19 protein-coding genes and 1 pseudogene are annotated in these 23,743 nt (G+C 56.5%); 5 read left to right on the top strand and 15 right to left on the bottom strand.

All coding sequences use genetic code 11. From position 1 onward, the window contains the following. Positions 1 to 19: 19 nt before the first annotated feature. Positions 20 to 1,048 (bottom strand): dihydroorotase, encoded by a 1,029-nt coding sequence (gene pyrC / locus L1D47_RS07815; RefSeq protein ID WP_239883805.1) that lies wholly within the window; start codon positions 1,046 to 1,048, stop codon positions 20 to 22. A gap of 237 nt (positions 1,049 to 1,285) precedes the next feature. Between pyrC and L1D47_RS07810 the strand changes: the two genes are divergently transcribed. The 4 genes from L1D47_RS07810 (at position 1,286) to L1D47_RS07795 (ending at position 5,556) form a co-directional block, all read left to right on the top strand. Beyond that, the gene (locus L1D47_RS07810; protein WP_239883803.1) at positions 1,286 to 2,986 is read left to right on the top strand and encodes an FAD-dependent oxidoreductase; all 1,701 of its coding nucleotides are present in this window, start codon (positions 1,286 to 1,288) and stop codon (positions 2,984 to 2,986) included. A gap of 109 nt (positions 2,987 to 3,095) precedes the next feature. After that, positions 3,096 to 3,530 carry a YeeE/YedE thiosulfate transporter family protein gene (locus L1D47_RS07805; RefSeq protein ID WP_041508510.1) on the top strand — a complete coding sequence of 145 codons (435 nt, stop codon included), beginning with the start codon at positions 3,096 to 3,098 and terminating at the stop codon, positions 3,528 to 3,530. Positions 3,531 to 3,539: 9 nt separating this feature from the next. After that, on the top strand, positions 3,540 to 4,010 hold the full coding sequence (locus L1D47_RS07800) for a YeeE/YedE family protein (RefSeq protein WP_239883801.1): 471 nt from the start codon (positions 3,540 to 3,542) through the stop codon (positions 4,008 to 4,010). Positions 4,011 to 4,227: 217 nt separating this feature from the next. Further along, on the top strand, positions 4,228 to 5,556 hold the full coding sequence (locus L1D47_RS07795) for a diguanylate cyclase (protein ID WP_239883799.1): 1,329 nt from the start codon (positions 4,228 to 4,230) through the stop codon (positions 5,554 to 5,556). Between the two features lies 1 nt (position 5,557). Here L1D47_RS07795 and L1D47_RS07790 read toward each other — a convergent pair whose 3' ends face one another. The 9 genes and pseudogenes from L1D47_RS07790 to L1D47_RS07750 form a co-directional block, all read right to left on the bottom strand. Further along, positions 5,558 to 6,370, bottom strand: a complete 813-nt coding sequence (locus L1D47_RS07790; protein WP_239883797.1) for a phosphatase PAP2 family protein — start codon at positions 6,368 to 6,370, stop codon at positions 5,558 to 5,560. A 141-nt stretch (positions 6,371 to 6,511) separates the two neighbouring features. After that, the gene (locus tag L1D47_RS07785; protein ID WP_239883796.1) at positions 6,512 to 7,015 is read right to left on the bottom strand and encodes a SufE family protein; all 504 of its coding nucleotides are present in this window, start codon (positions 7,013 to 7,015) and stop codon (positions 6,512 to 6,514) included. 31 nt (positions 7,016 to 7,046) lie between these two features. Then, a complete protein-coding gene (locus L1D47_RS07780; RefSeq protein ID WP_239883794.1) occupies positions 7,047 to 8,258 on the bottom strand; it encodes a cysteine desulfurase in 1,212 nt (403 codons plus the stop codon). A 181-nt stretch (positions 8,259 to 8,439) separates the two neighbouring features. Further along, positions 8,440 to 9,641 (bottom strand): annotated as a pseudogene (locus L1D47_RS07775) (IS4 family transposase). Positions 9,642 to 10,310: 669 nt separating this feature from the next. After that, positions 10,311 to 10,733: a nitrate reductase cytochrome c-type subunit gene (locus L1D47_RS07770; protein WP_239883792.1), complete on the bottom strand. Its 423-nt coding sequence runs from the start codon at positions 10,731 to 10,733 to the stop codon at positions 10,311 to 10,313. Next, positions 10,730 to 11,620, bottom strand: coding sequence for a quinol dehydrogenase ferredoxin subunit NapH (gene napH / locus L1D47_RS07765; RefSeq protein WP_239883790.1), 891 nt, complete (start codon positions 11,618 to 11,620; stop codon positions 10,730 to 10,732). The genes L1D47_RS07770 and napH overlap by 4 nt, the downstream gene beginning before the upstream one ends. Further along, complete coding sequence (gene napG, locus L1D47_RS07760) at positions 11,617 to 12,348, bottom strand: ferredoxin-type protein NapG (protein ID WP_041510016.1); 732 nt, start codon at positions 12,346 to 12,348, stop codon at positions 11,617 to 11,619. Before napG ends, napH begins: the two co-directional genes overlap by 4 nt. Before the next feature lie 59 nt (positions 12,349 to 12,407). Continuing rightward, positions 12,408 to 14,891 (bottom strand): nitrate reductase catalytic subunit NapA, encoded by a 2,484-nt coding sequence (gene napA / locus L1D47_RS07755; RefSeq protein ID WP_041510017.1) that lies wholly within the window; start codon positions 14,889 to 14,891, stop codon positions 12,408 to 12,410. Continuing rightward, complete coding sequence (locus L1D47_RS07750; protein ID WP_239883781.1) at positions 14,888 to 15,157, bottom strand: chaperone NapD; 270 nt, start codon at positions 15,155 to 15,157, stop codon at positions 14,888 to 14,890. The genes napA and L1D47_RS07750 overlap by 4 nt, the downstream gene beginning before the upstream one ends. Before the next feature lie 374 nt (positions 15,158 to 15,531). Here L1D47_RS07750 and L1D47_RS07745 point away from each other — a divergent pair, with 374 nt between their 5' ends. Further along, positions 15,532 to 16,110, top strand: a complete 579-nt coding sequence (locus tag L1D47_RS07745) for a cytochrome b/b6 domain-containing protein (RefSeq protein ID WP_239883779.1) — start codon at positions 15,532 to 15,534, stop codon at positions 16,108 to 16,110. 26 nt (positions 16,111 to 16,136) lie between these two features. Here the strand turns inward: L1D47_RS07745 and L1D47_RS07740 are convergent, their stop codons facing one another. The 5 genes from L1D47_RS07740 to serA form a co-directional block, all read right to left on the bottom strand. Next, complete coding sequence (locus L1D47_RS07740; RefSeq protein WP_239883777.1) at positions 16,137 to 17,213, bottom strand: lipocalin-like domain-containing protein; 1,077 nt, start codon at positions 17,211 to 17,213, stop codon at positions 16,137 to 16,139. After that, complete coding sequence (locus L1D47_RS07735; protein WP_239883775.1) at positions 17,210 to 19,768, bottom strand: ABC transporter permease; 2,559 nt, start codon at positions 19,766 to 19,768, stop codon at positions 17,210 to 17,212. Before L1D47_RS07735 ends, L1D47_RS07740 begins: the two co-directional genes overlap by 4 nt. After that, entirely contained in the window at positions 19,761 to 20,426 is a 666-nt protein-coding gene (locus tag L1D47_RS07730) for an ABC transporter ATP-binding protein (protein WP_239883773.1), read from the bottom strand. Before L1D47_RS07730 ends, L1D47_RS07735 begins: the two co-directional genes overlap by 8 nt. 524 nt (positions 20,427 to 20,950) lie before the next feature. Beyond that, the gene (gene ygfZ, locus L1D47_RS07725) at positions 20,951 to 21,919 is read right to left on the bottom strand and encodes a tRNA-modifying protein YgfZ (protein WP_239883858.1); all 969 of its coding nucleotides are present in this window, start codon (positions 21,917 to 21,919) and stop codon (positions 20,951 to 20,953) included. Between the two features lie 307 nt (positions 21,920 to 22,226). Next, a complete protein-coding gene (gene serA / locus L1D47_RS07720) occupies positions 22,227 to 23,456 on the bottom strand; it encodes a phosphoglycerate dehydrogenase (RefSeq protein ID WP_160798979.1) in 1,230 nt (409 codons plus the stop codon). Positions 23,457 to 23,743: the final 287 nt, after the last annotated feature.

The following is a 23,743-nucleotide window of genomic DNA, read 5'->3' as shown; positions in this document are numbered from 1 at the left end:
TCTTTTTATCTAGAGCGGGTTAGTCTTCTACCTGCCATTCAATGGTTTCGCCGGCGCGGATCGGCACTACGCCCGTGTCACCCAGCGGATAGGTGGCGGGCACCTCCCAGCTGCGCTTGACCAGGGTGATGGTGTCTGCGTTGCGCGGCAGGCCGTAGAAGTCAGGGCCGTTGAAGCTGGCAAAGGCTTCCAGCTTGTCTAGGGCGCCCACCGACTCGAAGGCCTCGGCGTAGAGCTCGATGGCGGCGTGAGCCGTATAAGAGCCGGCGCAGCCACAGGCGGCCTCTTTGCGATCCTTGGCGTGTGGCGCCGAATCTGTGCCCAGGAAGAACTTCTTGCTGCCACTGGCCGCAGCCGCGAGCAGGGCCTGCTGGTGGGTGTTGCGCTTGAGGATAGGCAGACAGTAGAAGTGAGGACGAATACCACCGGCCAGCATATGGTTACGGTTATACAGCAGGTGATGGGCCGTGATGGTAGCGGCCACATTGTCCGGCGCATTCATGACGAAATCTACCGCGTCCTTGGTGGTGATATGTTCCAGCACTATCTTTAGCGACGGGAAGTCGGCGACCACCTGTTTGAGGGTATTTTCGATGAAGGTCGCTTCACGATCGAAGATGTCGATGCTCGAATCTGTGACTTCGCCGTGTACCAGGAAGAGCATGCCGACTTCCTGCATCGCCTCCAGCACAGGGTAGATGTTTTTCACATCGGTTACACCCGAGTCAGAGTTGGTGGTGGCACCCGCAGGATAGAGCTTGGCGGCAACCACCTTACCCGAAGCCTTGGCGGCGCGGATGTCATCGGGTGTGGTGTTGTCGGTCAGATAGAGCACCATCAATGGCTCGAAGTTAGTGGTGCAGACCGCCTTGATGCGCTCATAGTAGGCCAATGCCGAGTCGACATTGGTGGCCGGTGGCACCAGGTTAGGCATGATGATGGCACGGCCCATATAGCGGCCTGTGTCTCTTACGGTATCGGTTAGCACGTCACCATCTCGCAGGTGAACATGCCAGTCATCGGGTCGGGTAATGGTTAATCTTGTCATCGAGGACTCTTTCTTTTGCGTGGACGGGCTGGATCTTATGTGGCTGGCCAGGGCCTGTAAAGGGCTATCTTTGTCCTGTGGTGTGACAATTTCTTGCAATTGATTGTTGACGATGCCACCGAGATCACTGTTTTCACTATTCGCTTAGATTTTTCTAATAAAAGGAATTTGCATGTAATGGTGAATGTAATACACTCACGGCCAAGGTCTGTTTAGTGCAGTAGGAGAAGCATTGAGATGAAGAAGATACTGATCATAGGCGGCGTCGCCGGTGGCGCCTCGGCGGCGGCAAGGGCGCGCAGACTCAGCGAAACCGCTGAAATCATTATGTTTGAGCGTGGCGAGTATGTTTCCTTTGCCAACTGCGGCCTGCCCTATCATATCAGTGGCGAAATAGCCCAGCGCAGCGCCCTGGTACTGCAGACCCCCGAGAGTTTCAAGGCCAGATTCAATGTGGATGTGCGTATCCAGCATGAGGTGGTGGCCATCGACCGCGTTGCCAAGCAGGTGACCGTAAGACGCTTGAGTGATGGCAGCGAATATCGGGAAAGTTATGACGCCCTGCTGTTAAGCCCAGGTGCGGCGCCCATAGTGCCGCCTATCCCGGGTGTCGATAATCCTCTGACCCATTCCCTGCGTAACATTCCCGACATGGACAGGATCCTACAGACGATCCAGATGAACAATGTCGAGCATGCCACCGTCGTCGGCGGCGGCTTTATCGGCCTTGAGATGATGGAATCCTTGCATCATCTGGGCATCAAGACCACGCTGCTGGAGCTGGCCGATCAGGTGATGACCCCGGTGGATCGTGAGATGGCGGGCTTTGCCCATCAGGCGATCCGTGAGCAGGGCGTGGATCTGCGCCTGGGTACGGCACTGTCAGCCGTTGAGTATCAACCGCAGACCCATCTGGCCAGCGAGGCCGCCGGTGAAGAGACGAGCCATCAACACATCAAGGGCCACCTCAGGCTGACCCTGAGCGACGGCGAAACCTTAGATACGGATCTGTTGATCATGGCCATTGGCGTGCGCCCCGAGACTCAGCTGGCGCGCGACGCAGGTCTGGCCATCGGTGAGCTCGGTGGCATCAAAGTAAACGCCATGATGCAGACCAGTGACCCCGCCATCTATGCGGTAGGGGATGCCGTCGAAGAGCAAGACTTCGTGACCGGCCAGGCCTGTCTGGTGCCACTTGCCGGTCCGGCGAATCGCCAGGGCCGCATGGCGGCCGACAACATGTTTGGTCGACAGGAACACTATCAGGGCACCCAGGGCACGGCGATCTGCAAGGTGTTCGATCTGGCTGTTGCCGCCACGGGTAAGAACGAGAAGCAGCTCAAGCAGGCGGGCATCGACTATGAGAAGGTGTATGTACACACCGCCAGCCATGCCAGCTACTATCCCGGCGCCGAGGTGGTCTCCTTCAAACTGCTGTTCGATCCAGTCAAAGGCACTATCTTAGGTGCCCAGGCGGTGGGTAAGGATGGCATCGATAAGCGGATCGACGTGATGGCGGTGGCCCGGCGCGCCGGCATGACGGTCGAGCAGCTGCAGCACCTGGAGCTTAGCTACGCGCCTCCATACGGTAGCGCCAAGGATGTGATCAACCAAGCCGCCTTCGTGGCCAGCAATATCATCAAGGGCGATGCCACACCGATCCACTTCGACCAGATAGATGATCTTAGGGAGGATCAGCTGTTGCTGGATGTGCGTAACCCGGGCGAGTTGAAAAATGGTGGCCTGGAAGGCGCGGTTAACATTCCCGTGGATGAGCTGCGTGATCGCATGCATGAGCTGCCAAAAGACAAGGAGATCATCATCTTCTGTCAGGTGGGTCTGCGGGGCAACGTGGCCTATCGTCAGCTGGTCAACAATGGTTACCGTGCCCGTAACCTGATCGGCGGCTATCGCACCTATATGTTTGCCCGGATGTAAATTTGCTAGGGCGTAAATTTGCCCGCGTGTAAGTTTCAGTATTTAAACTTCTCAGGCCGGGGCACCTTGCCCCGTCCCTTCCTTCTGCGACAGATGAAAGAGGTACTCGATGTTTTCATCATTCGCTATCGCCCTGTGCGGTGGTCTGTTAATTGGCTTGGCGGCAAGCCTTCTCATGGTCGTCAATGGCCGTATCGCGGGTGTCAGTGGCATCATATCCGGCGCCTTGTGGCGCAGTGAATCGACGGGTTCGGCCATAGGCTGGCAGGTTTATTTTCTTGCCGGAATGGTGCTGAGCGGTCTGCTGCTGGCCGCCCCCTTGGAGGCGTGGCTGGCTATCGAACCTGTGGTGATTAGTGCCAGGGGAATCGCCTTGCCGACCCTCTTGCTGGCGGGGCTGCTGGTGGGCCTGGGCAGTTCTCTGGGTAATGGCTGTACCAGTGGTCATTGCATCTGTGGCATGGGACGCCTGTCGCCGCGCTCCATCGCGGCATCGTTACTCTTTATGCTGGTGGGCGTCATCGCCGCCGTGCTGCTGAGTTAGGAGGGGCCTATGCGTAATTTAATGGCGTTACTGTCCGGGTTGCTGTTTGGTGCCGGTCTGCAGCTCTCTGGGCTTGCCGACCCCGCCAAGGTGCTTAGCTTCTTAGATATCAGCCGTGTGGTCAGCGGTGAGTGGGACCCGAGCCTGATGCTGGTGATGGGCACCGCCTTGAGTATCTATCTGCCCGTCTATCTCTTGTGGGTCAAACCCAGAGCCGCGCGTAAGCAAGGCCCGCTGCTGGACAGTCAATATCATCTGCCTGGCAACACCCGTATCGATGGGCAGCTAGTGCTGGGAGCCGCCTTGTTTGGCCTCGGCTGGGGCATGTTAGGCATCTGCCCAGGCCCCGCGGTGGTCAATCTGGCCAGCCTAGATCCCATGGCGCTGGCGTTCATGGCCGCCATGGTGCTGGGGGTCTACCTGGGTAGGCTGATTAAGAGAACGATCGCACGTAGGGAGTCTGGCCCAATCCAGATCTAAGCGGCTTATTTTTATATAAAAGTGCTTGGCAGCCTCACGCTTTGATGCTTAGCTTATAGGTAGATAATTGATAAGGCCAAGGTTGGCCATCTAGTCTGCTGGAGCTTGCTATGCACTGCTTGCTGTTTAGGGATAGGTTTGCGTTCTCGTTCTCGTTCCCATTCTTCGTGGCGTTAGCCCTGCGGCAGTTGGCGCCGGTCTGAGTCTGGTCGGTGCCATGTCAGAGATACCACAGCCACTGTTAACCCTCATCCTACTCCTGGTCATCGCCTTAGCGGCTTTGGCGACCCTTATTCTTCTGCGCCGCCGTGCTGTCGACTTTGCCGCCTTGGCAAGCTCAGTCGACGATGGACTCATTCTTATCGATGACAGCGCCAGGATCTTGGCCCATAACTCTTGCGCCGCCACCTTGATGAAGGGCGAGGGCAGCGATATCAAGGGCCAACCGCTCACCCTCTGGCTCAAGGATTCCAGCGGCGAGCAGTTGCAATTGTTTGCCGACCGTCAGCTTGGCACCAGCATGAATCTGGGCCAAGAGATCTTAAGCTTTACCCGCCTGGCTCGTGAGCCCAAGGGGCTGCTTCTGTTGGTGCGTCATCACGACCTGGAACAGGACATTCGCCAGGATATCGCCCGCTATCACCACAGCCAGTATTTCGCCAAGATAGGCACCTGGGACTGGCAGGTAGGTACAGACACCCTCTATTGGTCCGATGCCATCTACGGCATCTTCGGCTATAAGCTGGGCGAGGTGACGCCCAGCTATGAGTTCTTCTATTCACGTGTGCATCCCGAGGATCGCGACAAGGTCAAGGCGGGTGAGGCGCGCTGCATTGCCACGGGGGAAAATCATGACGAGGAGTATCGCATCGTCTGGCCCGACGGCTCTGTGCACTGGATGCGCGAGACGGGCAACCTGGTGAAGGATAGTGAGGGGCAAGTGGTGAAGATGGTGGGTGTGGTGCGCGATATCACCCAGGAGAAGACCTTGCATCATAAGCTGGAGCAGATGGCCCACCAGGACCCTTTAACCGGGCTGCCCAACCGGCTGCAGCTTGAGGTTCGCCTGAGTGAGGCGATTGGCGAGGCGGCGGCGCGAGATGGTCGTCTGGGACTGATCTTCATCGATCTCAATCAGTTTAAGCAGATCAACGATACCCTGGGGCATCAGGTGGGAGACTGGGTGCTGATGACGGCGGCGACCAGGTTGCAGAGCCTTCAGGGGCCAAAGGATCTGGTGGCCCGCATCGGCGGCGATGAGTTTGTGATGCTACTGCCCCAATGGCCGACTGACGCTGAGCTGGATGAGGTGGCGGCGCGCCTGGCCAAGGCGTTGTTTGAACGCTTCGGCGAGCCGGTGATCCAGACCGGCAGTGGCATACAGGCCAGCATCGGCTTTGCCATCTATCCGGATCATGCCAAGCATATGGATGCCTTGCTACATGTGGCCGATCAGGCCATGTATATCGCCAAGGGGCGGGGTGACAACCAATACCATCTGGGGCCGGATCATAGAGCCGACCTCGGTCATCGTCTGTTTCATTGAGCTAGCTGGCCGTCTGTAGCGCCGGGCTGACCGATAACGCCTGTCGACGGCGCAGGAAGAGGGCGTAATACCAGGCGAGCGCCGAGAACCAGGAGATGGTGAGCGTCCACACATCGTGTGAGATGAAGTGAGCGCCCCTGAGCTGTTGGGCTATGCCGAAGGTGAGCCCCAGCAGCAGGCCAAAGCCTAAGCCAATCCAACGAAACCTTGGGCCATAGGCCAGGGCGAAGAAATAGAGTGCCACCCAGGCGTAGCCGCCGCTGGAGTGACCGGCGGGAAAGCATTGACCCGGCGAGTCGGCATCAAACTGACCCGAGAACAGCGAGAAATAGTCGGCGCTACCGCCGAAGATTTTCAGGTGCCAGGGGCAGTCCAGGTGTACCCAGGACTTGCCGAGCCTCACCAAGATCACGCTAGTCAGCACGCTCATGAAGAGGAAGGCCAGGCCCCTGCGATAGGCCTTCAGGGCCGGTTTCTTATAGCTTAGCCCCAGCAGACTCAGCACTATCACACCCAGTAAGATCACCAAGTTGCGCCCGCCGACATGGATTAGCTTCTCGGTAAGCCAGGCATTGCGTAGCGGCCAGCCGTCGACGCCATCTTCAAGGCGAAACAGCCATTGCCCCAGGGCGATATCCAGGTGAAACAGCTCGATGAAGCTGACCGCCAGCAGGAAGCAGATGGCGGGTAGCATGAGGTGATGACGCCAGAAGGCGGGTGAGGTTGGCGTGTCTACTGGCAGGCTAATCGACCCAGTCATCAACTCTGTCATCGGCTCTGTCGTCGGCTCTGTCATAGGTTTGGCAATCGACATAGCAAAGTGTCCCATCGGCACCTAAGCTCAGGTGCAAAGATAAAAATAGCGGTTAGGGAAACAGTCTAGGGAGGGGGGCGTGAATATTATGTGGATCGCCCGGCCGCTTGGACGCAGCCGGTTTTGAACCGAGTATAGACCTTAGCGCTTGCTCGATTCGATGGCGGCGGCCTTGATCGCCTCGGCCAGTGCCAATACGCCGTTGGTGCGCGATGGACTCAGCTGGCCGCTGAGCCCTAGCTGATCGAAATAGGCATTGAGATCGAGCGCGGCTATGGTCTGCCTGTCTTGCCCCTGTACTGCTGTGAGCAGCAGGGCGATCAGCCCCTTGACGATGCGGGCATCGCTGTCTGCCAGGTAGTAGTGTTTACCCTCTATCTCTCTGTGATAGAGCCAGGCATTGCTCTCGCAGCCCCTGACCTGAGTCGACTGCTGCCTTAGTGCCTCAGCCAGTGGCGGTAGGCGTTTACCCAAGAGCATGAGGGCGCGGTAGCGCTCCTGCCAGTTTGCGGCCTGGGTGAAGCTTGGCAGTATCTCCTGGGGATCCAGTGTCAGGCCGGTAAAGGCCTCGGTGGATGGGCTTAGCTGGCTTTCATTTAACTGGCTTTTATTTAACTGACTTTTATTTAAATGACTGTCACTCATTTGGAACTCGTTCAATTAATACTGTGGCTCGTTAGAGCAAGAGGTCTTTTACCGATTCTAGCGCCTGGATGAAGCGATTGATATCTTCATCCGTGCTATACACGCCGAGGGAGGCGCGGCAGCAGCCAGCAAGGCCCAGGGTCTGCATCAGTGGCATGGCACAGTGATGGCCACAGCGCACGGCGATTCCCTGCTGATCCAATAAGATCCCCACATCCTGATGATGCTCGCCGCTAAGGTTAAAGGCCACGGCGCCGACATTGTCGTCGTGGGCGCCATAGAGGGTGATCCCCCCAAGTTGCTTGAGCTCGGCCTGCAGCCGTTTGAGCAGAGTCTGTTCGTGCGCCCTGACGGCCTCGCGCGGCAGCGACTGGATGAAATCGATGGCGGCGCCCAGGCCTATGACCTCGGCAATGGGCGGGGTGCCGGCCTCGAGACGATTGGGCAGGATATTAAATTCTGTGGCTTCGAAGCTCACCAGCTTGATCATCTCGCCGCCGGTCAGCAGGGGCTCGAGCCGGTCGAGCCGCTCAAAGCGGCCATAGAGGATGCCAACGCCCGTGGGGCCATACATCTTGTGGCCGGAGAACAGATAAAAGTCGCAGTCGATGGCCTGCACATCCACCTCAAGATGGGCGATCGCCTGGGCACCGTCGATGAGTGTGAGTGCGCCGACCGCCTTGGCCTGGCTGACCATCTCCTTAACGGGATTGACCGTGCCCAGCACGTTGGAGACATGGCACAGGGCGACGACACTCGGCTTACGGGCAAGCAGCTGTCGGTAGGCGTCTTGGTCGAGGCGCGCCTCGTCGGTGAGTGGAATGGGCACTATCTCGGCGCCGGTTTGTTTGGCCAGCATCTGCCAGGGGACGATATTGGCATGGTGGGCCGCGCTGTCGAGCAGGATGAGATCTCCCGCGTTTAGCTGGCCAGCCAACCCGAGTGCCACCAGGTTGATCCCCTCTGTGGTGCCGTGGGTAAAGATGATCTCTTCCCGGCGCTTGGCATGAATAAAGTCTCTGACCTTCTCGCGAACCGCCTCATATTGGCCGGTGGCACGGGCAGACAGCTGATGGGCTGCACGGTGCACGTTGGCATTGTCCGCCTGATAGTAGCGACTCATGACGTCGATCACCCCCTGGGGCTTCTGACTGGTAGCGGCCGTGTCCAGATACACCAGCGGATAGTCGCCGAGTGACTGGGTGAGGGCGGGAAACTGACTGCGCAGCTGGCTAAATTCCATCGATTGGGTCCGTTGGGTGGTTCAAACAAAAAAGGCGCTCAGATCTTGGGAGATCTCAGCGCCTAATGCAAGTTGCATTTAGCCTTTTGGGCTAATCTGGGCTTTAATTCCAGGCCTTAGCACTAAGCCTTAGTAGCTGGCCTTAGTAGTAGGCCTTAACATCAGGTACTGGGGGATCCCCTCATAGTTCAGGTCTCCCAGCAGTGTGAATCAACTTGATGTATTCATGCATTGCCCAGCGTAAATGTTGCGCTGTTATTCGATAGTTTTCTCTGCGCCGTACTTCTTTCCCTAGCCTGACAACCGACAACACTGGCCGATGCCGAATGGTGTTGGCCTGAAAGTGTTTTTGCCAGCCTAGATGTAAGGCAACGATACCAATTAGCCATAAGGCAATCTCTGCTAGCATAGCGATAAGCAGCAACACATCTAGCCGCTTCGGACAACGACTTTTGCAGTGCCTCAGCCCCATGCCGTATTGTGGACTCTTCAAGTCTCTAAAGGTCTCTTCAATCTGCATTCGCTTAGCGTAGAGCTTTGTGACTTGGACTGAGTTGAAATGGTTAGGCGGTAAGTTGGTTGCCAATAACCACGGCTCTTTGCTGCTTCTTCCATAGCTTGCTTGAGCGGTATGGTTTCTTCCTGCTTTAGAGGAACGGCGGTCTTTACGGCCTTTTTCTTTCGCTCTGTACAGGTGTAAATGACAGGGTAATGGGCTTTTCTGGCGAGGTTAACACGGCCGATATATTTGGCTTTGTTTGTCGCTGTTGGGTAAAGCGACTTATTGGAGTGCCACTGAGGCGTTCCAACATGCTGATAACTGACGTCACCACGAACACGCCCTAACCAAAACCAGCCGTGACTTGCGACTTGAGCGAACCAAGTATTGCGATAACCAGCATCGGTGACGATTAGCGGGCAGCAGCCATTCGGAAGCCCCTTTGCCAATTCAGCCAGAAAAGCATTGTGGCTGCGAGGTGCATTGTAATCTTTGAACTCAAAAGTACGCTCATAAAGGGTCACGCTGCGTCCTTGAACACTAATGGAGGCACGCAATGTCATTAAACGCAGTTGCTCTCTCACATCGGCCCAATCGACAAGCACAATAGGCATAGGGTTAGCCCCGCAAAGGTGCATTGCATGCCATCGATATATCGTCAATCTGTCGTTATTGATGTGGCGATTACCAAGCAAGCGGTCAATGCATTTGATACTGTGTTTAGGCGCCACATTGCCAGAGATATTACGGCCTAGTTGGGTCAAAGAGAGTTGATCACCATCTAGTAATGATTTAGTGGCAACCATAAGAGAATTAAGACGTTTTTTGTGGATGGAAGAGCATTGATTGCTAAGAGAGTCATGTAGTATCGTAATGTCACGCATGGTGTTGTTCTAGTTTGTTTTTGGCGAAATTGATTAGATCAAACAGCACCATGCGTGTCTACTAATTGATTGTAAAAGGAATTATCTGGGGATTCCCTAGCGTGAAGCGTATAGGGACATATTCACAGCGTGCCAAAAGTGTGCTTGCACATAAGCCTGCCGCAGGCAATTGGTGAAGATGAAGGTATAAGCTTCAACTTTCCTTCACAAGTAACAAGATCCCAGTTCAACTGCCAGTTCGGCATCAATGTCTCTCGTTCGTGAACACGAAGCTGAGCTTCACTCACAGGCGTATCTGCACATACGTCGTTCCTTCACATCCATGTGATCACGACGTTGGTACTTCCATGTACTGCACCCGCCGGGCAGGCGTTAGGTTACAGTGAAGGTACGATCTGCAAATCTACTTAGCCAACGACCGCGACGTTAACTGCTAACACTGAGTTTTTCGCACATTAATTACAATGTGCCTCCATATTCCCCCGCCGGGTAGGCGTTAGATTACAATGAAGGTACGACCTTCTGCGCTAGGCCAAATACCAATACCGTTAAATGGCAAAAAACTATCTAGGCCGTGATTGCCGCCAGGCAATAAAAAACCACCCATTATCGGGTGGTTTTATGTTTCAGCGTCTAACGTTCAAGTCTGCAAGATTTGAACTTAAAGCCTTATTGATTCGAGAAGCTATTCTCAACCAACTTCTGCTTGTTTTCCGCCTGTGGCACGTGGCACTGAGTACAGTTGAAATACTCATAGTTGAGCTTGTTGTCCGCCAGAATGTGCGATGAGTGGATCTGGGTCGCCTTCATGCGCTTGGCCTTCTCTGGGCTGTGACAGGTCATGCAGCCATTTTTCTTGATGCTGATCTGATAGTCCGCTTTGTGGGGGATCAGCGGTGGCTGGTGGACGAAGCCGCGTTCAATCGCCTGACCTTTCCTAGGATAGGTCGGCATCTCGTCGGCGGCGCGTACCGCGGTGATCTCGCCTTTTCCGAGTGAACTGATGTTCACGGGTTCGGCCGCAGGTTTAGTTTGCTGACCAGAACAGGCTCCTAGCGCCATCAGCGCGACTAAAGTGAGTACTTTTTTCATTGGTTGTTCTCCGCCTTTAGGGCAATTCGATTTTGATACTGGAAAACGCGTTGGGCACAAACATCGATACATCGGCCACACTGGGTGCAATCGCTGTCGACTATCATGGGATTGTCGCCCTTGAGGGCTGGCTTCAACACCTGCCGTTCGGGGCAGACCTCGAAGCAATCCATGCAGTTGTCGCATGCACTGGCATTGACCGCAGATACCTTGATCGGGCTAGCCTTGCCCAGCAGGGCAAACAGGGCGCCTGTGGGACACAGGTGACCACACCAGGCCCGTTCACTGATGAAGAGATCCAGCAAGAAGATCATCGCCAGTATCCACAGGCCACTACCGGCACCAAACAGCAGGGCACGATAGAGGATAGGCACTGGGTTGACCCACTCCCACACAGTTATCCCTGTGACCAAGGGCAGTAATAGCACCAGGGCCAACAGGTAGTAGCGCAGGTTCCTAGGCATCTCGGCGGTGCGTGGCAGACGCAGTTTGCGCCTTAGCCAGCTTGCACTGTCGGTGACTAGGTTGACCGGGCAAACCCAGCTGCAGAATACCCGTCCACCTGCAAGCAGGTAGAAGAGGGCGATCAGCAGCGCGCCGATAAGCAGCGCGGTCTCGGGTAGGTGTCCCGTCATCAGCACTTGCAGGGTCACAAGGGGATCCGACAGCGGGATAGTGCCCAGCAGCTCGCTGGAAGAGAGATTGCCTTTGAGTACCCAGAGCCCCATCCAAGGGCCGATGGCAAAGGTGAGCAGCACACACAACTGACTGGCACGACGCAGGAACAGGAACTTGTGAGCGCGCCACCAGCCCAGTTCATCTATCGCCGCCTGAGCGAAACGCGTCTGAGCCGCGCCAGGCGTCTTCATCTTCGTATTGCTCGTCATAGTGTGAGCCCCTTGTTTAACATCTCAAGCGTGGTCTCTTCGGTATTGATATAGGTATCGTGTGTTGCCGTCTTACCGAGCGCGATATGGGCCGGCAGCACCTTGATCGCCGCCTCTTCCAACACGCAGGCATGTTCGCATTTACCACAGCCGGTACAGGTGTCGCTGTTGACTGTGGGCAGAAACATGGCGTGATGGTCGCTGCGTTGATTGTGCTGGCGTTCGAGCGTGATGGCGTCGTCGATCAAGGGGCAGACGCGGTAACAGACGTCGCAGCGCAGCCCTTTGAAGTTGAGGCAGTTTTTCTCGTCGATCAGTACGGCAATCCCCATCTTGGCCTCATCGATATTGGTCAAGGCGTGATCCAGCGAGCCGGAGGGGCAGGCCTTCACACAGGGGATATCCTCGCACATCTCACAGGGCACTGTGCGCGCCGTGAAGTAAGGCGTGCCCGTTGGCGCACCCTCAAACCAGCGTGCCAGTTTCAGGGTGTCGTAGGGGCAGGCCTGGACACAGAGTCCACAGCGCACACAGGCCGACAAGAAATCTTGCTCATCTAACGCGCCAGGCGGTCGAATCGCCATAGGGTCAAGGTGTGAGGATTGCTTGGCAACCCCGGTAACCCCCAGACCAAGCAGGCCCACGGCGCAACCCGCCTTAGCCGTAGTGGCTAAGAACTGGCGGCGGTTGACGCCCTTGGCTTTGCTATTGCGATTGACCTGGCTCATATCTAGCTCTTCATATCTGATGTTTGACTCAAGCGATTAAAGGGTTCAGTTGAACCGCTTTAGGCTTTCATCACTTTTACCGGACACTTCTTGAAATCTGTCTCTTTCGAGAGCGGATCTGTGGCGTCCAGTAACAACTTGTTGACCAGTTGGCGCGCGTCGAAGAATGGCATAAATACCACGCCTCGTGGCGGTTTGTTCCGGCCTTTGGTTTCAACACGTGTCTTGACTTCACCGCGAGGCGAGGCCACGACCACTTCATCACCACGCTTAAGACCACGGGCCTTGGCGTCTTCCGGATGCATGAAGATCTGTGCATCTGGGTAGGCGCGATACAGCTCGGGTACGCGGGCGGTCATCGATCCTGTATGCCAGTGTTCGAGCACGCGGCCCGTCGACATCCAGAGATCGTATTCTGCGTTTGGCTCCTCGGCGGCAGGCTCGTAAGGCAGGGCGAAGATCACCGCCTTACCGTCTGGCTTACCATAGAAGTTGAAGCCTTCACCAGCCTTGACGTAAGGGTCGCTGCCTTCGACGAAGCGGCGCAGTGTCTCCTTGCCATTGACCACAGGCCAGCGTAGACCGCGGGTCTCATGGTAGGTGTCGAAGTCGGCTAAGTCGTGGGCATGGCCGCGACCAAACTGGGCGTACTCTTCGAAGATACCCTTCTGCAGGTAGAAGCCGAAGGCTTCAGATTCATCGTTGAGATCACCCTTGCAGTCAGAGGTTGGGAACTTGTTGATCACTCCGTTGGCAAACAGCACCTCATAGAGTGTCTTGTCGGCGTATTCAGGCTTCTTGGCCACCAGCTCGGCCGGCCAGACTTCTGATACCTTGAAGCGCTTAGAGAACTCGACCAGCTGCCACAGATCTGACTTGGCGCCCTCGGGAGCCTTCACCTGCTGATGCCACATGTGGGTGCGGCGCTCGGCGTTACCATAGGCACCTTCCTTCTCGACCCACATGGCGGTAGGCAGAATCAGGTCAGCCGCCATGGCGGTAACCGTTGGGTAAGGATCCGAGACCACGATGAAGTTGTCTGGGTTGCGGAAACCAGGGTAGATCTCGTCGTTGATGTTAGGGCCGGCCTGCATGTTGTTGGTACACATGGTCCAGTAACAGTTTAGCTTGCCATCTTTGAGCATGCGGCTCTGCAGCACGGCGTGGAAGCCAGGCTTAGGCGGAATCGTGCCTTCCGGCAGCTGCCACAGCTTCTCGGCCACGGCTCTGTGCTTAGGATTCTTCACAACCATGTCTGCTGGCAGACGGTGGGCGAAGGTACCCACTTCACGGGCGGTACCACAGGCAGATGGCTGACCCGTCAGCGAGAATGGGCTGTTACCTGGGGTGGCTATTTTACCGGTCAGCAGGTGGATGTTGTAGAGCATGTTGTTGGCCCATACACCGCGCACGTGCTGGTTGATCCCCATGGTCCACAGGCTCATGATCTTCACCTTAGGATCGGCGTAGGCCTTGGCCAGGGTCTCGAGTTTTTCAGGCTCGACACCACTCATCTTGGCGGCATATTCCAGGGTGTAGGTGCTGACGAACTTGGCGTATTCGTCGAAGCTGATGGCGGTTGACTTGCCGTTGCCAGGGTTCTTGGCCTTCTGCTCCAGCGGATGGTCGGGACGCAGACCATAGCCGATATCAGTTGTGCCCAGGGCAAACTTAGTATGCTTGCTGACGAACTCTTTGTTTACCGCACCATTCTGGATGATGTAGTTGGCGATGAAGTTGAGGATCGCTAAGTCAGACTGAGGACGGAACACCATAGGGTTGTCGGCCAGGTCGAAAGAGCGGTTTTCGAAGGTCGACAGCACGTGCACGCGGCTGTTTGGCTTGCTCAGGCGGCTGTCTGACAGGCGTGCCCACAGGATAGGGTGCATCTCTGCCATGTTGGCGCCCCAGAGCACAAACTGGTCGGCGGCTTCTAGGTCGTCGTAGCAACCCATAGGCTCGTCGATACCGAAGGTACGCATGAAGCCACCCACGGCCGATGCCATACAGTGACGGGCGTTTGGATCTATGTTGTTGGTGAGGAAACCTGCCTTGTGCAGCTTAGACGCGGCGTAGCCTTCCCATACCGTCCACTGACCCGAGCCAAACATGCCGACGGCGGTTGGGCCCTTGGTTTTCAGTGTGTGTTTCCACTTCTCGGCCATGGTGTCGAAGGCCATGTCCCAGCTGACTGGGGTGAATTCACCCTCTTTGTCGTACTGGCCGTTCTTCATGCGCAGCAATGGCGTGGTAAGACGATCCTTACCGTACATGATCTTCGACAGGAAATAGCCCTTAATACAGTTAAGGCCCTTGTTGACCGGACTTTCTGGATCGCCTTTGGTGGCAACGACTTTGCCGTTATTGGTGCCGACCAATACGCTACAGCCCACGCCGCAGAAACGGCAGGGGGCCTTATCCCACTTGATGTTGTCATTCTGCTCAGCGGCTTCAACTACTTTCACTGGCAGAGTGACGCCAACCGTGGTCGCAGCGGCAACTGCGGCGTTGGCTTTTAGAAACTCGCGACGGCTAATGCTCATGGTGTTTCCTCACTCTTTTCTTCTATTGGTTCAACTTGGTGATAGACAAGACTGCTTGATAACACCCCGCTAAGGGCGTTGATGGCTTCGACGTTATCGAGGATCGCACCCTGGGTGGCCCCCTCTAGGGTAATGATGAACTTACCCTCGTCGGTAATGGCGTGAATATCGGCGCCAACAAGCGCGTCGATATCCGCTGTTATTTGTTCGACCTTACCGGGAGCGGCGTGTACCACAAGGCTGGTCACATGATATTCCTGTGTCATGGGTTAACCCTTCTTTGGCGACCTGATCCCCGGGATATTGGCGATATTTAGGAGAGTGGTCGCATTAGGATAGGATTCAGTCTAATCCTTGCTTTTGATAGGGGTATACCTCTTGAGAGGTAACTGAGGTTTTTATAGATCGAGATCAAAGTTTTTCGTGTGACCTAACTCTCAGTTCGAAATTTAAACAGTTTTTAGGGCTGGACATCTGCGGTTTTCAAACACCTTAACCCTGGTTAATTTGCTCAATGTGGGATTGGGGCGTATAACCAAATGAGGGGCCGGGAAGATATTTGTTCCTGCGGTGAAAGCCTAAGCTTATTTGGGTTGGCGCTAATTTAGTGAATCAGGTTTTGCCCCGAGAGGAGGTCGCTATGGCGCACGAAAATACGCGTGAGATCCCTGTGTGGGATCTGTTTATTCGTCTGTTTCATTGGTCGCTGGTGCTGCTTTTTACCCTGATCTACCTCACCGAGGGCGAGGATGAGTGGATACTGATACACAGCTACGGCGGCTATATCATCTTAGGTATATTGATGCTCAGGAGCCTTTGGGGGCTGGTGGGCACCCGACATGCGCGTTTTAGCTGTTTTGTCAGGCCACCGGCAGAGGCCTTGGAATATCTTAAGCAGCTGTTTGCCGGCAGGGCAAAGGACTATCTGGGCCATAATCCCGCCGGCGGGCTGATGATAGTGGCGCTGATCGTCTGTGTGTCATTAACGGCGGTGACAGGCATGTCCTTGTATGCCACCACCGGCCACGGCCCCCTTGCGGGCAGCTTCATCGCCGCCTGGCCAGAAGGCGCGCTGGAAGAGGTGCATGAGTTCTTCGCCAACTTCAGCCTGACGCTGGTTGTTGTGCACATTGTGGGGGTGATTGTCGGTAGCCTGGCCCACAGGGAAAACCTGATGAGAGCCATGTGGACCGGCAAGAAGCGCAGGCCTCTGCCTTAGCCGGTCTCAACTCAGTTCATATCCGGCTAGTAGCCGGTCAGCTCCATATATCCCTGGCCTCGATGGGAGCCGCTAATCTGTATGGGGCCCTCCCAATAGCGCACGCTTAGCGGCATCAGGCTATCTGGATTGAGGGGCGCGATGTTTAGCTGCAACTGCTCGCTGGGGATACTTATCTGCCATCCCACCGGGTAGCTGGCCTCGTCTATCTGCCGCCAGTCGCTGGGCGTCATCGTGATGGCATGGCTCGCTATGTTGCGGCCGCTGCCGTCGGCAAACATGCGCCGGGCGCTGTAGAAGGGCTCAGCGCTTGATCTCAGCTGAAACAGCATCAGCGCCGAGCCATCATCGAGTCGCAGGGCAAACCAGTCCCAGCCCTGCTGCTGACGGGTGAGAAACTGCGAACTCCACTCCCTGTCGAGCCAGCCCTGTCCCGCCACCTTGTGAGTTAAGCCCTCGAGTGTGACAGTGCCCGTGATGTCGATGAAGGGCTGGCTGTAGTAGTAGGAGGCCACCTCGCCATTCTTACTCTTGATGCTGTAGCCCTCTTCGCCCTGTAATTGCAGTGGCGCCGTGCTTGTCAGCTGCAGTTGATAGCGAAAGTCGTCGCCGTTGACCGCCAGTGTGGCCGGAAACAGCTGTTCCCCCGCGCTCTGCCAGCGCCAGTCATCCAGTGCTATGGTCAGGGGGGAGGCCTGAACGCCCGCAATTGGGTCTAGGCCGCGAGACCAAAGTTCACTCGCCTTGTGTGTGGTCGGGCTGGTTATGGCGCCGTGGGCCATATAGAGCTGGTTGGTCGCCCAGGGAGAGTCAGATGTCGGCGCTTCGGGCGAGAGGGCGATGCGAAATTGGGTCCATTGCAGCCCTAAGGGCTTCCCCGTGTCTGTGGTGAGGTTGGCGGTGAGATACCACCACTCCTGCCTGAATTTGTCGTGGGCGAGGTGATCAGTAGGGAAGCTGAGCGTTTTTCCCTCGATGACCTCGGCGTAACCGCCGGTGTCTGGGCCCATGAGCTCGCCCATGCCGCCGCTCGCCTGCTGCTGGGGCGAGTCGCAGCCCTGTATCAGTAGGGCGAAGAGAGTGAAGATCAGTATGCGCGTCATAGTACCTCCCGTTGCAGGCTGGATACCAAGGGGCGCCTGGTTTGCTGATAGAGGGGGAAGGCGACCGCCAGTGTGCTGGCCACCAGTGCCAGCCCCACCAGTTCCAGGTAGGCCAGCCAGTCCCACACCATGGCGATGGTCCAGCCGAAGGCCTGCAGGGTGACCTTATGGATCAGCAGATAGCCCAGCAGGGCGCCTGTGGGCAGGGCAACCAGACAGGTGAGCAGCACCATGAGCAGCATCTGACCTATGACCAGCCATATCAACTGACGACGATTGACCCCCAGGGCATAGAGGCGCGCGATGGGCGCCAGCCTTGCCTGGGTCAACATATAGCAGGCGCTGAACAGGCCGATGGCGGCCACCATCAGCGTCAGGCTGTTAAGCACCTGGGTGATGGAGAAGGTACGCTTGAACATGGTTATCGCCTGGGCCTTGATCTTCTCCTGGCTGTAGATCAGTGCATCGGGCAGGTCGAAGCGTGCCTTGAGTGCCTGGCTAAACTTGGCCACATCCGTGTTGAGGTTGAGGGCCAGGCTCAAGGGCAGCTCACCCAGACCGGCCTTGCGCCACAGGGATGGCGGGATGATCACCTCACCGTAGGGGTTGCCGTAATCATAATAGATGGCGCCTATGGTGAGGTCTGTCTCTCCCAGCGCCGCGATCTGTATCTTATCCCCAAGCTGCTTGCCGTGTTTGATGGCAAAGGGCTCGCTCACCAGGGCGAGTGGCGTCGTATCAGGATTGGTCGAGAAAAAAACTCGCCACAGATCTTCTCTTGCCTGCTTGATGATGGTGTGTTCTATGGAGTAGGGGTCCCGGGTCAACAGGAAGATGGGGGTCTGTTGATAATGACTCCTCAGCAGCCACTGCTTATACAGGCCGCTCACCTCGGGCGCATCGCTCAGCGCCTTCTCCACCTCGGCCATCTGGTTGGCGGGGGGACGCAGATAGAGCTGGGCATGCAGCCTGGCATCCAGCCACTGCTTGAGGGTGATCTCGAAGCTACCCACCAGGCTGTTCATGGCGATGTTGGCGGTGAGCGCCAATAACATGGCCATCATGGCCAGCGATAGCGGTGCCAGCAGCTCACGGGTTTCACTCACCTGGTAACTCATCAGCCCCTTGGGGCAGAGGCCTTGTAGCAGGCCAATAAGCTGTCTCAGCAGATAGGGCAAGGCCAGCGGGATTGCGATAACCACCAGGCCGAGCAGCGCCATGGTGAGCCGGTAGTCCTGGCTCAGCGGCATCAGGATAAGGGCTATGGCGCCCAACACACTGGCAAGGATCATGAGGCGGTTTTGCGCTTGCTGGCTGCTGCATTGCAGGCTGAGCTGACCGCTACTCTGGGCTAGGGGCTGATTGATGAGCTCCCTTAACAGCGAGGTGCAGGCCAGCAGGGCGGCGATCAGGGTCAGCAGACTCGCCTGGGCCAGCCATTGCCAACGCCAGCGCCCCGGTAAGATGTTGGCGCCATAGAGCTGCTCTAAGGTGACAGACACCATAGGCTGCAACCAGTAGCTCAGCTGTAATCCCAGGATGAAACCAACCAGCGAGCCCAGTAGCACCAGCAGGGTGAGTTCCAAAGTCAGAGATATCATGATGGCGGTGCGGCGCACGCCTTGTTGCTGCAGCTGGATGATCAGCCGCTTACGCTTAAGCAGGCTGTAACGCACACCGTTATAGGCGATAAATAGGCCGACGATGAAGGCCAGCAGGCTCATGGCGGTGAGGTTGAGGTGAAAGCTGTTGGTCAGGGCCTTCATCGCCTCGCCCTGGTCGCTCTCGATCAGGTTGCCGCGACCATTGAGCAGTGATGTGAGTTGTTGCTGACCTTCGCCGGGCGGGTCAAATAGGGCGATATAGCTGAGCTGGCCGGGTTTATCCAGCAGCTGCTGGGCCAGGGAGATATCCATCAATAGGCGATCGCCCAGGCGGTAACCCTCATCAACGGTCACCACCTTGAGACGCGTATCATTCAAGGTAAGCCAGGGCTCGGGGAGTAGACTCGCCCTTTGCTCACTCATCACAACTAGCGGCTCGCCCGCCAACATGGCCGCCAGGGGCAGCGGGCCCCTTAGCGGCATGTCGGGCTTAGCGGGAGCAGCAGCTGCCCGCTGGCCTGCGGAGGCAGGGGCTGGGGCTGGGGCTGGGGCTGGGGCAGGGGCTGAGGAGGAGGTGGCCGAGAGGGCGGCGATAAGATCGCTGCCGGTCACTTGCCAGCGGTGCTGGGCGTCGTCGACCGCCGTGCCCTCGAGAACTGCCAGGCTAGGGCGGAATCCCTGGGCTCTTAGCTCGAAATAGAGCGATTCTGACAGTGGCTTACCCGGTAGCGGCGTGATCAGATGGCTTGCCTGGCCGCTCAGCAGTTCGCTGGCCTGGCCATAGCTTTCGATGGCGCTCTCGTTGGTGGCCCTGACGCCAGTCAGCAGGGTGACCGCCAGCACTATGCCTATGAGTATGGCGCCGGCCTGCAGCGGCGCCTTCCTATAGTGGGCGGCAAAGACTCTGAGGGTGAGGCGGGTGGCGCGCAGCAGCGCATTGGCGCTACTCATGCACCCGCCCGAGATCCAGGTGCCAGCGTCGCAGCATAAAGGAGGCGCACTCCATGGAGTGAGTCACCATCAAGATGCTGGTGTCGTGCTCGCCCGCCAGGGCACAGATCAGCTCCATCACCTCCAGGCTGGTGGTCTGATCCAGGTTACCCGTGGGTTCATCTGCCAGCAGCAGGGCTGGCTTGTGGGCCAGGGCCCTGGCGATGGCGACTCTCTGCTGCTGGCCACCGGACAGGGCATCCACATGGCGCTTGAGCAGGGGTCTTAGCCCGAGCGCGTCGGCGAGGTGATCGCACCAGGTATTCCAGTCATCCCCCTGTAGATGCAGGGGAAAGGCGATGTTGTCTGCGACATTGAGTGGGGTGAGTAGGTTAAATTGTTGGAATACCACGCCTAACTGCCGGTGCCTGAACTGGCTCCAGCGGCTGTCGTCCCAGCCTCGGGTATCTTGATCCAGCAGGGAGAGGGTGCCCGAGCTGGGACGCTCGAAACCGGCGATGATATTCAGCAACGTACTCTTGCCGCTGCCACTCGGGCCTGTGAGGGCGACCGTTTCGCCAAGGGCAAGCCTGAGGTCGAGCCTGTCCAGCACCAGGTGAAACTTATCGCCATCGTTGAAGCCCTTTGAGATCTCGCTCAGGGTCGCGACACTCGTCATTGCCCGTCCTTATCGTTTAGCTTGCCCAAGCGCAGGGAAACACTCCTGGCACAATTTCCATTAAACCCATTGATAACCTTATCGATAGCAGATTGCAACCGCCAACCTAGCTCAATTGTGGGGTGATATCTGTTACTTACGCGGCGCCTCGAACAAAGGATCTTTCTGCTGTGACAACTTCGGGGATTTATGCCTGTGGATGACACCCAGAGGACTGATTAAATCGGCTTATTTTCATCTGTTTAGCGGGAGTCTTTCCCTAAAATAAAGGATGCGGGAAACAGGCCGGAAGGCTGGCGAGTCGGCCAAGAGCCATGACAGGCTTTATGACGGGCCTCATTGCAAGGTGACTAGTGCAAGGGATTAGTGCAAGGGATTAGTGCAAGGGGATTAGAGCGAGAAGATTAGAGCAAGGGCATTAAGGTAAGGGATAGGCGCGCTGCATAGTGCCAAGACCGTGCATTAAAAAGTGCCAAGACTGTGCATTAAAAAAGGCGCCATGGGCGCCTTCTTGATTAAATCGGTTACTCTTCATCTAGCGAGTAAGGCAGCGGTACCAGGGTGAGCGCTGATGCCTCATCGCCCGCCACTCTTAGCTGAGCGCTTAATGCCGTATCATTGGGTAGCACGACGCTCATTAGCAGCTGGCCATCACGCTGCACCGCTTCCAGTATGGTGCCGGCGCGGCGATAACCCTCATCGTCTTCTAGCTTGATCTCGAGCTGGCTGGTCGCATCGATAGCCACACTGGCCGAGCCTTTGGCGATATAGAGGGCGCGCTTATTGCCGCCACGATACTTCATGCGGGCTACGGTTTCCTGGCCCATGTAGCAACCCTTGGTAAAGCTGATGCCATCGACCGCCTGCAGGTTACACATCTGCGGCACAAATTGGTTCTGATGACGGGCATAGACGTTAGGCAGACCTGCGGCTATCTCTACCGCCTGCCAGGCGCTGGCATCATAGATGGGCTGATCTATCTTGGTCGCTAGCTCAGTCTGTGCCTCGGCCTTTACCGCTATGATGTAGCGCTCGCCGTCGCGCAGGATGACGCCAGCTGGGATGGTGGTGAGTTCGGCATTGAGCTCGCCGAAGGTCTGGCTTAGCCAGACGCCGGCCTGCTCGCCGGTGACCCCCAGGAGGAACCAGTCTTCACTGGCATCGACGAGTTCAGCCTTGCTGAACACGGCATATTTCTGTAGCTGTGGCAGGTCGAGTGCCAGTGTCTCTTTTGGCATCATCATCAGCAGGGCATCTTGATGAGCGAAGGTTCTGAAGCTGGCCAGCATCTTGCCTTTAGGATCGCAGTGGGCGCCCCAGCGCCACTGGTTGTCTGCCAGTGAGGTGATATCTGTGGTCACCTGACCATGAATAAAACTCCGCGCCTGCTCGCCGGTAACTGAGATAAGGCCGAGATGGGAGAGTTGGCTGAAAACGATGGCCGGTTGCGCCTCATTGAGGGGCCACTGAGGTTGAGAAACGGTAAGCGTCATATCATGTTCCTGGGCGATTGGGCAGAGGTTTGATTGTACCCTTAATGGGCTCATTGTCATCAATATAGGGGCGCAGTAAGAAATTTAAAGGGGCGGTAAGGCCGAATCTTTAAAATTATGATCCCTAAGCGCTTTTGGCTTGGTGGTTTTTGCATCTTCACGGTAAGAAACTCGCTAGAGTCAATCTTTGCTCAGTCTATGATGTCAGTGTGGGTGGTGCAGAGGAGTGCCGTGTGGTAAAAGAAAAAGGCATCACAGAGTGATGCCTTTATATCGCGATGCTTTTTATCGCAAAGACGGGGCCGTCTTAGTGCAGCAGACGGGTCCTGATGGTACCGTCGATCGCCTTCATCTCTTCCAGCGCCTCATCGGCCTGATCTGAGTTCACTTCCATTACCACGTAACCAATCTCTGCGGTGGTTTGCAGGTATTGAGAGGCGATGTTGATTCCCTTCTCGGCAAACGCCTGGTTAATCTTGATCAGAATACCTGGACGGTTATGGTGAATATGCAGCAGACGCGAGGTGTCTTTATGCTGTGCCAGCGATACCTCTGGGAAGTTAACGGCCGTCATGGTCGATCCGTTGTCTGAGTATTTCGCCAGCTTGCCAGCGACTTCGATACCGATATTTTCCTGGGCTTCCTGGGTGCTACCGCCCACATGTGGCGTGAGCAGGACGTTATCCAGGCCGCGCAGCGGGCTGACAAACTCGTCGTTGTTCGACTTAGGTTCGACCGGGAAGACGTCGATGGCGGCGCCGACGATATGATCGCTGCGGATCGCCTCGGCCAGGGCGTCAATATCCACCACAGTGCCGCGTGAGGCATTGATCAGTATGCTGCCCTGACGCATGGCGGCCAGTTCAGTGCTGCCAATCATGTTCTTGGTCTGCGGTGTCTCAGGTACATGCAGGCTTACTACGTCGGCGAGTGACAGTAGTTGTTCAAGCGAGTGGATCTGTTGCGCATTACCCAGAGGTAGCTTGTCTTCGATATCGAAGAAGATGACGCGCATGCCTAAGGTCTCGGCCAGGATCCCCAACTGAGTACCAATGTGGCCATAGCCTATCACCCCAAGGGTCTTACCGCGGGCCTCGAAGCTGCCATTGGCGCTCTTGAGCCAGCCTCCACGATGGGCCAGGGCGTTGCGCTGTGGAATACCACGCAGCAGCATGATGATCTCACCCAGTACCAGCTCGGCGACGGAGCGGGTATTGGAAAACGGCGCGTTGAACACCGGAATACCCAGTTTCTCGGCGGCGGCGAGATCGACCTGGTTGGTCCCAATACAGAAACAACCTACGCTGACCAGCTTTTCAGCCTTGTCCAGCACGGCCTTGGTGAGTTGGGTACGGGATCGGATGCCAACGAAGTGAGCATCTTTAATCGAGGCTAACAGCTCCTCTTCCCCCAGTGATGCCTTGTGATATTCGATGTTGTTGTAACCTGCACGCTTGAATACATCTACCGCAGATTGGTGGACGCCTTCCAACAGCAGGATCTTGATCTTATCCTTGTCCAGCGAATGTTTCGCCATGATTTAGGTACCCTCTTGCTCAATTGTTGCTAGGTGAGTATCGCTCTCGAGGACTCTTTCTACTCGGCTTTCGTTCGGTGGCCTGATACCAGCGAATCTTCATCGTCTTGCTGCTGGCATTGAGCCAAAATGGGACGCTGAACTTCTACTTTTGGCAGGACGCTGAACTCGGTCGGGCAAGGTTTATGGAGACGCTATGCGGTTGCTGGCCGACTTGTGTAGAATGACTACACAGAGCAAGCATTTTCGCTGCAAAGCCTCTAAACCTTGGTAAAAATGCGCCCAGA

This window comes from Shewanella sp. Isolate7 (assembly GCF_022398425.1).
GTDB lineage: Bacteria > Pseudomonadota > Gammaproteobacteria > Enterobacterales > Shewanellaceae > Shewanella.
Note: the sequence above shows the minus strand (reverse complement) of the source record. Positions and strands in the feature narration are given on the sequence as shown.